Here is a 12,429-nt window from a genome sequence, read left to right as displayed (position 1 = left end):
ATAGTGTTCCTAAAAGAAAGAGAGGTACATACAAGAAAATTAGAGAGTGAGCATTCAAAAAGCACTTCAAGCATTTGAGCTTGAAGCGCTCTTGATTTCATTGGTACCCACACGATAATTTAGAGTTCACTTTTTCAAACCCACACGGTAATTTAAAGTCCCTTTGATTTTTTACATGAATTGCTTTTAGTTAATTCAGTAAAGATTATTTAAATTTAATTAAATTTAATGGTTCCAATATAACTTCACAAATAGACAATCTATTTTCTAAAAGTAGTTTGTGAACAAGATTTTCTCCTCTCGCTCTATCAAACATTTTCTCGCCATAAGTCTTTAGTAATTCCATTATTTTTTGAATATTATTATGCTTGCATTTGCTTTTATCTTTATGCAGACTATACTTAAAACATAACTTTATTTCAGAACCATATATATTATAGTAATCAAATAAGCTGTGGAAATAAGAATAATCCGGGTTTGATAGCGAATGTCCATAAAATACTATTTCACTAATATATTTAGGCTCTGGCAGTTGAATAGTCGGTATTTCATCAGCACACTCCATTTTTCTATATGTTTTTGTGAATTGATAAAAACTCTTTTCATTTTGATCAGTTTGATCAATTCCAAATATGATTTTGGATTGATGTGTACCATGAACATTTATTTGCTTAATATCAATATTCACTTTATTATATGACATAGTAACAGTATCTATTTTTGTTGCTCCTGCATTCGAAAATTCGGTGTAGTTAAAATTTAAAAGATATAATTTTTTTGATGTAAAATCATCAGCAATTTCTAGAAGGTGACTCCTATAAATTCTCTTATTTTTATCAATGATTTCTTTAGATATTTTACTTATGTATTGCCTGAACCCTTCTTCAAAAATTTCTAGTTCTTTTTTTAAAACATCTAGATAGTAAATACCTTCATTACCTTTGGGTTTTCGATATCTTTTTAAAACGATTGAGTCACAAATAAATCTAAACCTATCATCTAAACTGAATGATACATATATATCTTCTTTATATATAATATCATAACTAGAAATTTTATTTTTTGTATTTTCGATGTTATAATTGTAGAAATCATCAATTAAATCACTGATGTTGTTAATACACTTTTCTGAACCTAATAGTGTTAAACTAGAAAAATCATTTATAACTTCAGCTATTTGTCCTTCTACATCAGACCAATTATTCATTTTTAAATTTTCTTTTGCATGCCAAAAGTATAAATTCCAAATCGAAATATATGGATTTTTTACAATCGTATTTGTAATATTAAAATCCTTTTTTATACCTTTTCTTAATTCGTCTTCTATTCTCGAATAAGTTTCATTTGGTATTACCCCGCTTAGACTATCATTGATCTTAGATTTCTTCTCCTTATGTAGCAACCCGTATATATAATCAAACTCTATACTATATTTATCATTATAGTAATCAAAGAAATCTTTATATTTAGTAGGTAAATTATTAGCTAAATCAAATCCATTTCCTAAAACAACTAGTTTCATTTTAATATTCTCCATTCATAGAAAATTTATTAGTTGTTATTACATTTGAGATTCTTTATTATAAAAAATCATAACACTCGTATTATATTTATATCTATCAATAATGGAATCATCTTTATATAGAAACTCATTATCTAATCCAAATAAGTAGATTATTTTCTTCGCATGAAATATCGTTAAAGCGTAATATTTCTTTTCCATTTTCAATATAGGCACATTTTAATGTTTTATATTCGTTATTACATATCTTATGATAATCAAATCCCTCTCTACAAAACCCATACGACAGTCCCTTTGATAAGTTTACATTTATATTAACTGAATATTTGTCATTCCATCTAATCCGACTTTCTCCATTTTGAGGATAAAAAACTTTTATTATATCAGGTCCATTTTCTTCTTCAAATAATTTAAAATAGCTACTATACAATATCTCACGGTCACTTATAACCCTATCAAGTTCCCTAATATTGTAACTTTCACTTTTTATTAATAGTTTATTTTTATCAAGCCACTTATCAAGTACTGCAGTTCCCAAAGAAATCGAAAAATCTTTTTCTTTATCGAACTTACATAATTCCATCGCTAAGGACAATATAAAAGTTCTATACATATTATCTTGTATATTGGCAAATAATTGATTTTTAAAATTTATGATAGATAATCGACTAAAAATGTATTTGCCTGTTTCTTCATCGATGCCTTCGGTAGCTTTAATAACTTCTTGGACAATATTGTTCCAAGAAACATCTTTGTTATGTTCAATAATGAATCTTTCAAGTTTCAGACTTAATTTATCAGTAATATTACCAACTGCGCGATTAATAACCTGTGAACCAATAATTTGATTTATAATCATTTTATCCTTCTCGTATATGTTTTCTTAATTGGACAATTTTCTTATATTATTTATAACAATATACTGTTATTCTTTTTTTCTAATAAATCCTTACGACGGTATAATCTAAGTACTTTTAAAGCATCACATATTTTTTTACAATCACATCATCATAATACAATTTAATTCAAGATTTTATAAATTTAAGGGTTTGATTTTGATATTTTTCTTCCTTAATAATTATTTCTCAATTACTATATTCAGCATATAAATTTGACTATATAGCTAAATTAGTTTTATTATTTATATATTTAATTAAACATTGTGGTGTTTCTGCATAATTTGATAAATCCGAAATTAATGTTGCTGTAGATGGATTTAAGCGCATTTTTCTTTTTTTTACAAACATTCTATCATTACATTCAATATTTTTATTTGATTCTACATATATTTTGTTTATCGATGTAGGCATTTTCTCTATAAAATACTTACCTCGTAAAATATTAACTGGATCAGCCATCATACGCTTACATTCTTCCTCTACTTCATATTCTGTAATTTCGATAAACCCTTTAATTTTCGATTTTATATCTGCAATGTTAGAAATATTTATAATATCCTCATATTTTTTTATGGTACTGAGATTGGGTTTTTCCATACCTAATTTATAGGCTTTTTTTATCTGAAGTGAATAACATGCATTACCATATAACATTTCTCTAATTAAATTGTCCCTAAATTCTGTTATATATTTAAATCCTGTATCAAAATCCTTTTTATCATCATCACAATGGTCTGATAGACCCATTTCTCCTTTTAACATATTTTCAATTGCTATATCTGTGAAATATAAATTTTCGATTGAATAAGTCGGTGTAACATAAATATCTTTATCCACATTTTTATTATCATCAAAATCAGCATCAACAAAAAACATTTTAATAATATTGAGATTAGTTGATGTTTGTATTTTTATCATTCTGTGCAAATTTATTACATTTTCTTTTCCATTACAGTCGAATTTTTCATACTTTCTGTTACCTATGACAGTCTGTACTCTTGGACAATAATATTTAAAATCATCTTTTCCTTCGAAAAACAAAAAAATGCAATCCGATGATTTACTTGTAATATAGCTCATAAAAATTGCCTGTATACAGTCTGATTCCTCATTCATTCTATTTATTAATGACATTGTTTATCTCCTATGAATTTCTAATTCCTTGACATATTCCATATATTCATTCTTAAATATAAATGGAGAATGAGTTGTTGCAATTAATAAAGCTACTCTACCCGAGTCATATATATCTTTTAAAAACTCCTTTTGCCATTTAATTGACAATGAGATTTCTGGTTCATCAATAATAAAAATACATTGAGAAGTGACATCCAAATATACCTTTGAAAAGATAGACACTATTTGTTTTTCGCCTGATGATAGGTCATCAAAGTCTATTTTTAATCCATCAGAGTCCAAAACATCAACCGTTAGCATCGTTTCATCATATTCAATTTTTTTCCCAGATAAATATTTTGTACATACTGAAGAAAAACTACTTATTTTACGATCCATAGCTTCCTGTGAATTGTAAATATCCGCTAATTTTTGTAAATAGTAAATTAAAAAATCGATATTTTGATTATTTTCATTTAAGTATGTTTTTCGAGGAAAACTTCTCAATTTATCAATATTGTTTATCCTTTCTTCCCCAATTCTTTTTATAACTACATCGACTTTATGTAAATCAATTTTACCATAATCATTTAAATATGTGTCTATTGGAGCATCTAATAACTCACTTATAATGTTCCCATTCATCTTAATATATGCGGTATTTGCATCCATTCTCATTTTATCTAGTAAATTTTTTATCCTATTTTTTACATCTCCCATCCCAAAACCCATATATTTTGTTTTTAAATCAATATCAACAGGCTTATTTAGTTTATTTGTAAAAACTCTTTCTATTCCCACCTCAACGCGTCTATATGTAGGATAAAAAACAACTTCTTCATTCAGTACAACATCTCTAATTTTATAAAGTACATCATTTATTGCACTGTATCTAATAGATTTAATTCTGTGAACAGTTTGTTCCAATCTATTATTATGAATGCAATCTTCACTAGGCAATTTGTTTAATACTTCATCTAAAATATCAGATGAAACACCTTCATTTTGAATAATATCGTTTTGCATTTTTATAATAAAATTTCTAGGCAAATACTCATCCAAATCATCCAATAAAAACATGATTTTCCTGTCTAGATATTCTATGCTTTCACCTTTAAATATATTTCTATTATGTTTGTCTATACTATATTTTTTCCCTGAAATAACAACCTCAATTCTGTCAAATTGAATATCATATAATACACTTGCATCACATGTTAAAATTGCTACTATAATATTCAAAATTGTGGTTTTACCAATACCATTTTCTGAAACCCAAATTGAAATATCGCGTTCAAAATTGAACTTATAATTGTACTTTCCAAATAATCCTTTAATATATATTGATTCTAATCCAGATTTATTTTTATGATTCTTCTTTATATTAACTTCAAGTTTTTCTAAAAGATTTTTTGTTTTTTTATCATTCAAATCAACAAATTCTCCAAATAAACCTATATTATTCATATAAATATAATTTTTGAGTTGTTCATCTGTTAAAGCATATTGTTTAGATAATTCATCAATCCTAATTATATTATTATTTTTTATTTTATTATCCATAAAACCATACATTCTTTCCGTTTTATTTTATATTTCCTAATTTGTTATTAGATAATACGCATTAAAAGACAACAGTGTATGCATCTCACATTTGAGTTTATTACATACTAACTTTAGTCTTCAAATTCTTGTAAATGAACTGCCTATATCTTTCCTATCGATATTCATAATATTACACCTATACCCAAACCACACATCTTTGTCTTCACGTGTTGTTCAGGTTTACTAGCTTGTCCTGAATCACAAAGCTAACCATTTCACGAAACATACACTCCCACTCGCAGTAGCTCAGGGATTCAAGCTTCGCGCCTCACGCTCGCTTTCGTCTCCTGACCCTTGCTGAGGGGCTACCAGCAGCTCACTCGTCGCTCCGCCTTGCTGTGCTTGAGTTCGCTGGGTAGTCGTAGTTCGAGAGCTAAATCGCTCGAACTACTCCCACTCAATTGTTCCTGTTGGTTTTGGGGTGAAGTCATAGAGGACGCGGTTTACGCCTTTGACTTCGCTTGTGATTCTTTCTACGATATGCTGCATCAGTTCGAATGGGATATTCTCTACTGTTGCTGTCATTGCATCTACTGTGTTTACGGCTCTGATGATTACTGGCCACTCAAAGCTTCTTGCTCCTTCTTTGATGCCTGTTGATTTGAAGTCTGGTACGACTGTGAAGTACTGCCATACTTTGCCTTCGAGTCCGTTCTTTGCGAATTCTTCTCTTAGGATGGCGTCGGATTCTCTTACGGCTTCGAGTCTATCTCTTGTGATTGCGCCTGTGCAGCGTACGCCTAGGCCTGGTCCTGGGAATGGCTGTCTATCTACCATGGCTGATGGGAGGCCGAGTGCTCTTCCGACTACTCTTACTTCGTCTTTGAAGAGGAGTTTGATTGGCTCTACGAGTTCAAACTGGAGGTCTTCTGGGAGTCCGCCTACGTTATGGTGGGCTTTGACGTTACCGCTTTCGAGGATGTCTGGATAGATTGTGCCCTGTGCGAGGAAGTCGATTCCGGAGAGTTTGCGTGCTTCTTCTTCGAATACGCGGATGAACTCGCCTCCGATGATCTTTCTCTTTTCTTCTGGCTCTTCGATGCCTGCGAGTTTATCTAGGAATCTATCGGTTGCGTCTACGTATACGAGGTTTGCATCCATTTCATCGCGGAATACCTGTACTACCTGTTCTGGTTCTCCTTTTCTGAGGAGTCCGTGATTTACGTGTACGCACACTAGCTGCTTTCCTACTGCTTTGATGAGGAGTGCTGCTACTACTGATGAGTCTACTCCGCCTGAGAGTGCAAGGAGTACTTTTCTGTCTCCGATCTGCTCACGCATGGCTTTTAGTTGCTCTTCGATGAAGGCTTCTGCTAGCACCGTTGTTGTGATTCTCTCCATGTTTTCTGGTCTCTTATTGCTATCCATTTATTCCTCCTAATAAGCTTTATTTTTGCTTTTTGTTTCCTGTTTTGTTCCTTAGTGTTTCAATATATAATATCTTGTAAATATTATAACATTTATTTAATTATTTTCGCTATATTTTTTTGACAATCATAAGTACCGGCTTTGTGACGCTTATTTCTTCATCTGATGAAGCACTGCTAAAGCAACGCAAACAAAAGAGGAGCACGCTTGATGCGTTACTCCTCTTTTGATATTTATGTGATTTGTCATCCTGTATGCTTTAGCCGAAGAATAGCTCCATGTCTTCTTCTACTGTTCCGATTCCTGCGATTCCGAAGTTATCTACGAGAACCTTTGTCACGTTTGGTGATAGGAATGCTGGTAGTGTTGGTCCAACGTGGATATTCTTTACGCCTAGGTATAGGAGCGCTAGGAGTACGATTACTGCCTTCTGCTCATACCATGCGATGTTGTATATGATTGGAAGATCGTTGATGTCGTCTAGTCCGAATACTTCCTTTAGCTTTAGTGCGATTAGTGCTAGTGAGTATGAGTCGTTGCACTGTCCTGCGTCTAGTACTCTTGGAATTCCACCGATGTCTCCTAGGTTTAGCTTGTTGTACTTATACTTTGCACAGCCTGCTGTTAGGATTACTGTATCTGGTGCTAGTGCCTTTGCGAACTCTGTGTAGTAGTCTCTTGACTTCATTCTTCCGTCGCATCCGCCCATTACTACGAACTTCTTGATTGCGCCGCTCTTTACTGCGTCAACTACCTTGTCTGCTAGTGCAAATACCTGCTCGTGTGCGAATCCGCCGACAATGCTTCCTGTCTCGATTTCTGTTGGAGGTGGGCACTGCTTTGCCTGCTCAATGATTGCGCTGAAGTCCTTTGTTTCGCCGTACTTACCGTCGATGTGCTTGCATCCTGGGAAGCCTGCTGCTCCTGTTGTCCATAGTCTATCCTTGTAGCTGTCCTTAGGTGGCACGATGCAGTTTGTTGTCATTAGGATAGGTCCGTTGAAGCTCTCGAACTCTTCCTTCTGCTTCCACCAAGCGTTACCGTAGTTACCTGCTAGGTTGTCGTACTTCTTGAATGCTGGGTAGTAGTTTGCTGGTAGCATCTCTGAGTGTGTGTAAACGTCTACGCCTGTTCCCTTTGTCTGCTCTAGTAGCATCTCTAGGTCGCGAAGGTCGTGTCCTGAAATCAAGATAGCTGGGTTCTTTCTAACGCCAATCTGTACTTCTGTGATTTCTGGGTTTCCGTATGCTCCTGTGTTTGCTCTGTCTAGTAGTGCCATGCCTGAAACGCCGTACTTACCTGTCTCTAGTGTTAGGGCAACTAGATCGTCTGCTGAAAGTGTGTCGTCTAGTGTCTTTGCTAGTGCTTCCTGCATGAATGCGTCAACTTCTGGGTCAGCCTCTAGTAGTGCGTTTGCGTGCTTGCTGTATGCTGCAAGTCCCTTTAGTCCGTATGTGATGAGCTCTCTTAGTGAACGAACGTCCTCGTTTTCTGTTGCAAGTACACCAACTCCTGTTGCTGTTGCCATGATTGCGTACTGAGCTCTATCCTCTGTGTACCACTTTGCTGCGTGTGGAAGTACTGAAGCGTCGTCTAGCTGTGCAAGTAGTTCCTGCTTTGTCTTTAGAGTCAAAGCGATTCTATCCTCGATGTACTTATCATCAAAGTTAGCGTTTGTGATTGTTACAAATAGGTTGAATGTAACCATCTGATCTACTTCTGCTGCAATCTTCTTGCCTTCCTTACGAAGTGCTGTTGTTACTGCTGAAAGTCCCTTTGTTGCATATATTAGTACATCCTGAAGCCCTGAAACCTCTGCAGTCTTTCCACAGACACCCTGAACTGTACAGCCCTTACCGCCGGCTGTCTCCTGACACTGATAACAAAACATCTTGTTTTCCATTTTTATCTCCTCTTTTCTATATCTCAAAAGATTTATAAACGATTTCCTTATGTGCCCATTATATGTGCTCCTACATCAAAACTCGGTAACATATGTTACGGTTTGAAAAAAACATATATTTTTATCAAAAATTTTTTCGTGTCTTTTCAATTTGAAAATGAATTTCATATTGACGGTCTTACCGCATGGGTATAAAATGAAAATGGTTTTCAAATTAAGGAGATTTGCATATGAAAGCGAAAGGACAATACAATACGAATCAGCGCAAGGAGCTTCAGAGCTATCTTGAGACAATCGCTGGCGAGCACACCACGGTTGCCGAAATCTGCGGACACTTTAGCGCTCTCGGCAAAAGCATTGGAACCTCTACCGTCTACCGTCAACTTGAGAGAATGGTTGACGAGGGTCTTGTCGAAAAGTACATCGTTGACGCATCTAGTCCTGCCTGCTTTGTCTATGTAGGCGAGCACATGCATGCTCATAACAGACGCCACTATCACTGCAAGTGTGAGAAGTGTGGCGAGCTTTTCCACATTACCTGTGACGCACTTGATTCCTTGGAGGAGCACCTTCTTGCGGATCATAACTTTGCTTTTGATAACATGCGTACCGTTTTCTACGGTATCTGCGGGAATTGCCGTAACTAGTCAGTGCTAAAACTTAATTGATCAAGCCTTGATTGCACGCTTTGATGTGCAATTTATTACGTTTTACTGTTATTTTTGATGGAGGAAATAATGAAAAAAATTATCACTTTAATGCTTGTTGCAGTACTCGCTGTTTTCGCGCTTAGTGGCTGTGGCACTTCCAAATCCGGCGAAGATAAAAATGATAAGAAGATCAAGATTGTTACTACAATCTTCCCAGAGTACGACTGGGTTATGCAGATTTTAGGAGACAAGGCTGACAAGGCTGATGTGACTATGCTTTTAGACAAGGGCGTTGACCTTCACAGCTACCAGCCATCTACTGCTGATATCGCAAAGATTTCAGAGGCTGATGTTTTCATCTATGTTGGCGGCGAGTCCGACGAGTGGGTTGAAGATGTTCTTAAGGAAGCTAAGAATAAGAATCTTAAGGTTATCAATCTCATGGACGTAATGGGCGATAAGGCTAAGGAAGAAGAAGTTAAGGAAGGCATGCAGCCTGAGGAAGAAGAGGCTGAGGAAGCTAAGGACGGCAAGGAAGAGGAAGAAGTCGAGTACGATGAGCACGTTTGGCTATCCCTCAAGAATGCAAAGATTTTCACTAAGAAGATTGCTGATGTTCTATCAGAGGTTGATAAGGACGACGCTAAGACCTACCAGGCTAACTACGAAAGCTATGCTAAGAAGCTAGACGATCTAGACAAGAAGTACGCTGATGCTGTTGCTTCTGCAAAGAACAAGACTTTGGTATTCGGTGACCGCTTCCCATTCAGATATCTCGTAAACGACTACGGTCTAGATTACTACGCTGCCTTCGTTGGCTGCTCAGCTGAGTCAGAGGCAAGCTTTGAGACTGTCACCTTCCTAGCTAAGAAGATTGACGAACTTGGACTAGGCAATGTACTTACTATAGAAGGTAAGAATCACAAGATTGCTAAAACAGTTGTAGACAACACTAAGAATAAAGATCAAAAGGTACTAACTATGGACTCAATGCAGTCCACTACAGCAAAGGATGTCAAAGACGGCGCTACCTACCTCGGTATCATGGAAAAGAATCTCGAGGTTCTAAAAGAGGCGCTCAAATAGGCATCTATAGGAGGAAAAATGGCTCAAATCATCTGTCAAAATCTATCGGTTGGATATGATTCCAAGGTAATATTAGAAAATCTAAGCTTCGAGGTAAACAAAGGCGACTACCTTTGCATCGTCGGAGAAAACGGCTCGGGAAAGACCACGCTCATCAAGAGCATCCTAGGGCTTATTCCGACTATCTCCGGAAAGCTCAAGACGGGTGATGGGCTGAAATCTAACGAAATCGGCTACCTGCCGCAGCAAACTGTCGTTCAGCGCGACTTTCCTGCTTCTGTTAGGGAGATTGTTCTCTCTGGTTGTCAGGGGCGCGTGGGACTTCGTCCATTCTACTCTAAATCCGATAAGCTTTTAGCCGAGGAAAATATGAGGAAGATGGAGATAACTGATCTATCAAAGCGCTGCTACCGCGAGCTTTCGGGCGGACAGCAGCAGCGCGTTTTGCTCGCTAGAGCTCTTTGCGCTACGCAAAAGCTCCTGCTCCTAGACGAGCCTGTTTCTGGCCTTGATCCTAGGGTTACTACGGGCATGTATCAAACTATTAAGTCTTTGAACGAGGAAGGAATCAGCATTATTATGATTTCTCACGATGTGAACGCTGCGGTGAAGTACGCAAGCCATATTCTCCACATCGGACACACTATATTTTACGGAACTACTGAGGAATATATCAACAGTCCTATTGGACAAATATTCCTAGAAAGAGAGGGGCAATCTAATGACTAGCCTTTTTAACGACTTCATGCATTATTTAGAATATCCCTTTGTCAGATATGCGATTATTGTCGGAATCCTGATTGCCCTCTGTTCTTCCCTGCTAGGTGTAACCCTGGTGCTTAAGCGCTTTTCCTACATAGGAGATGGGCTTTCACATGTTGCCTTTGGCGCTATGGCTATCGCTGGAGTGCTCAAGGTGACAAATCAGACTTTGATAATACTTCCAATCACTGTAATATCGGCAATTTTGATTCTTAGGGCTGGACAGAACACAAAGATCAAAGGTGATGCTACCATCGCGATGATTTCCGTCGGCTCCCTAGCCTTTGGTTATCTGCTTTTAAACATCTTTTCGACCTCGTCGAATCTCTCGGGCGATGTTTGCGTTACCCTCTTTGGTTCGACTTCGATTTTGACACTTAAAAGCAGCGATGTTCTCCTATGCGTGGTGCTTTCCATCATAGTTGTAGCGATTTTCATCTTTTTATATAACAAGATCTTTGCAGTTACCTTTGATGAGAACTTTGCGATGTCTGCTGGCACAAATGTCAAGCTTTACAATTTCTTGATTGCAGTTATGATTGCTGTTATAATTGTTCTAGCTATGAACCTAGTTGGTTCTCTGCTAATTTCGGCGCTCGTAATTTTCCCTGCGCTCTCGAGCATGAGGGTATATAACAGTTTCAAGTCTGTTACCATTTGCTCTGCCATCCTATCAGTCGTATGTGCAGTCCTTGGTATGGCTATTTCCATCCTCGGAAATACTCCAGTGGGCTCAACCATCGTCGCAGTTGATGCGTTCTTCTTTGGCGTATTCACTTTGATAGGTAGGATTTCAGCAAGGAGGGCTTAGCTCGGTAGATTACAGCCAAGACTAGCTAGGATAGTAAAATATAGAGAAAAGAGGCAAGGATATGAAGAAGATTTTAGCATGCATCATCTGCCTCACCCTCGCATTTGGCGTAACTGCGTGTGGAAAGGCAAGCGATAAGGATTCTAACGGAGATACCAAGATCATCTCCGATGCTAAGAACAAGCAGGAGAATTCTAAGAGTGATACTAAGAAAGAAGTAAGTAAGAAAGAGGTCGCCGGCGACGCCGGAAAAGGCAAATCCAGCAAGAGCAAGTCTAAGACCAATAGCAATAAGATAGATGTTGACCTAAATAATTTGAACGCTAATGTCGTCTACTCTCAGGTTTTTCTGATGATGACAGAGCCTGATAAGTTCATCGGTAAGCGCATCAGAATGTCAGGTCAGTTCAATGTCTACGCTGCTCAGGAGGGAAACCCAAGCGGTGTTACTGAGTACTATGCGATTATAATTGCAGATGCTCAGGCATGTTGCCAGCAAGGTATAGAGTTCGTATGGCCTGGTCATACTTATCCAGAAGGGTTCCCTGAGGTAAAATCAAACGCCTCTGTGACAGGCATATTTGAGGTTTACGAAGAGAACGGCAAGAAGTACTGTCGTCTAGTTGCTGATTCTGTTGAGCAGCTCTAAGTGGCAATTTGAGGCTCTCGTGCAAATTCATACATTTTGATGAAAAAACACCTATGAG

At 36.7% G+C, this 12,429-nt stretch carries 8 protein-coding genes and 3 pseudogenes; 5 read left to right on the top strand and 6 right to left on the bottom strand.

The features are described 5' to 3' along the window. Positions 1-205: 205 nt before the first annotated feature. From ADJ67_03275 to ADJ67_03250, 6 genes and pseudogenes are all read right to left on the bottom strand, one after another. Positions 206-676 (bottom strand): annotated as a pseudogene (locus tag ADJ67_03275) (hypothetical protein). A gap of 976 nt (positions 677-1,652) precedes the next feature. After that, positions 1,653-2,381 (bottom strand): hypothetical protein, encoded by a 729-nt coding sequence (locus ADJ67_03270; GenBank protein ID AKT46790.1) that lies wholly within the window; start codon positions 2,379-2,381, stop codon positions 1,653-1,655. A gap of 256 nt (positions 2,382-2,637) precedes the next feature. Beyond that, positions 2,638-3,555, bottom strand: coding sequence for a hypothetical protein (locus ADJ67_03265; GenBank protein AKT46789.1), 918 nt, complete (start codon positions 3,553-3,555; stop codon positions 2,638-2,640). A 3-nt stretch (positions 3,556-3,558) separates the two neighbouring features. Beyond that, complete coding sequence (locus ADJ67_03260) at positions 3,559-4,920, bottom strand: ATP/GTP-binding protein (protein ID AKT47653.1); 1,362 nt, start codon at positions 4,918-4,920, stop codon at positions 3,559-3,561. Between the two features lie 609 nt (positions 4,921-5,529). After that, a pseudogene (locus ADJ67_03255) lies at positions 5,530-6,447 on the bottom strand (GMP synthase). 322 nt (positions 6,448-6,769) lie between these two features. Continuing rightward, entirely contained in the window at positions 6,770-8,413 is a 1,644-nt protein-coding gene (locus ADJ67_03250) for a hydroxylamine reductase (GenBank protein AKT46788.1), read from the bottom strand. Between the two features lie 230 nt (positions 8,414-8,643). Here ADJ67_03250 and ADJ67_03245 point away from each other — a divergent pair, with 230 nt between their 5' ends. The 5 genes and pseudogenes from ADJ67_03245 to ADJ67_03225 all read left to right on the top strand — a co-directional run bounded on the left by ADJ67_03245 (position 8,644) and on the right by ADJ67_03225 (position 12,371). Continuing rightward, positions 8,644-9,060: a Fe2+/Zn2+ uptake regulation protein gene (locus ADJ67_03245; GenBank protein AKT46787.1), complete on the top strand. Its 417-nt coding sequence runs from the start codon at positions 8,644-8,646 to the stop codon at positions 9,058-9,060. A 90-nt stretch (positions 9,061-9,150) separates the two neighbouring features. After that, a complete protein-coding gene (locus ADJ67_03240) occupies positions 9,151-10,149 on the top strand; it encodes an ABC transporter substrate-binding protein (protein ID AKT46786.1) in 999 nt (332 codons plus the stop codon). Positions 10,150-10,167: 18 nt separating this feature from the next. Further along, positions 10,168-10,878, top strand: coding sequence for an ABC transporter (locus tag ADJ67_03235; protein ID AKT46785.1), 711 nt, complete (start codon positions 10,168-10,170; stop codon positions 10,876-10,878). After that, the gene (locus ADJ67_03230; GenBank protein ID AKT46784.1) at positions 10,871-11,722 is read left to right on the top strand and encodes an ABC transporter; all 852 of its coding nucleotides are present in this window, start codon (positions 10,871-10,873) and stop codon (positions 11,720-11,722) included. The genes ADJ67_03235 and ADJ67_03230 overlap by 8 nt, the downstream gene beginning before the upstream one ends. Positions 11,723-12,017: 295 nt before the next feature. Beyond that, positions 12,018-12,371 (top strand): annotated as a pseudogene (locus ADJ67_03225) (hypothetical protein). Positions 12,372-12,429 lie beyond the last annotated feature (58 nt).

Origin of the sequence: Eubacterium sulci ATCC 35585 (genome assembly GCA_001189495.1) — a bacterium.
GTDB classification, from domain to species: domain Bacteria; phylum Bacillota; class Clostridia; order Peptostreptococcales; family Anaerovoracaceae; genus Eubacterium_B; species Eubacterium_B sulci.
Note: the sequence above shows the minus strand (reverse complement) of the source record. Positions and strands in the feature narration are given on the sequence as shown.